At 34.9% G+C, this 562-nt stretch carries 1 protein-coding gene and 1 pseudogene; one reads left to right on the plus strand and one right to left on the minus strand.

Translation table 11 applies throughout. The features are described 5' to 3' along the window. Positions 1 to 288, plus strand: a pseudogene (locus IDG60_RS27105) (DUF309 domain-containing protein); the annotation flags it as partial. Positions 289 to 365: 77 nt separating this feature from the next. Here the strand turns inward: IDG60_RS27105 and IDG60_RS27110 are convergent. Continuing rightward, the coding region (locus IDG60_RS27110) for a tyrosine-type recombinase/integrase (RefSeq protein ID WP_206160362.1) at positions 366 to 562 on the minus strand (197 nt) is incomplete at its 5' end.

The raw sequence follows: 562 nt of genomic DNA on the forward strand, positions 1-562 counted from the left end.
CAAAATGCTAAAGATAGAGATGCGTTATACCTTAATTTAAATGATTATCAATTGTTAATTGAGCAACAGATTGCAAAATTGAATGCAGCAAAGCCTTTTTCATCTGTTATATTACCAATAACTCCAGTCTTTGAACGCATCATCAAGGCCAACTATCCAGACTATGATTATAATCAGGAAACAGCAACAGATCCTTTTATTGTAGACCATCACATGCGGCGTGATCGTTCAGAAGTGATTGCAGCAAAAGAAGAAGCGATTCAATTAAGAAAACATAGACGTAATTAATCAACCAATTTAAAAAAGCCACAATAGCACAGACATTTTTAGTCATGTGTATTGTGACTTTTAAGTTATGGTTCACTTTATGCTCTAGGATGAAATTGGTTATACATTTTTCTAATTTGAGATTTCGAAACATGTGTATAGAGTTGGGTAGTAGATATGTCAGAGTGACCTAACATCTCTTGCACTGCTCTTAAATCTGCGCCATTTTCCAATAAATGTGTCGCAAAAGAGTGGCGTAACGTATGTGGCGTTAACGTCTTTTTAATGTTTGCCT

The organism is Staphylococcus sp. EG-SA-2, from assembly GCF_017152085.1.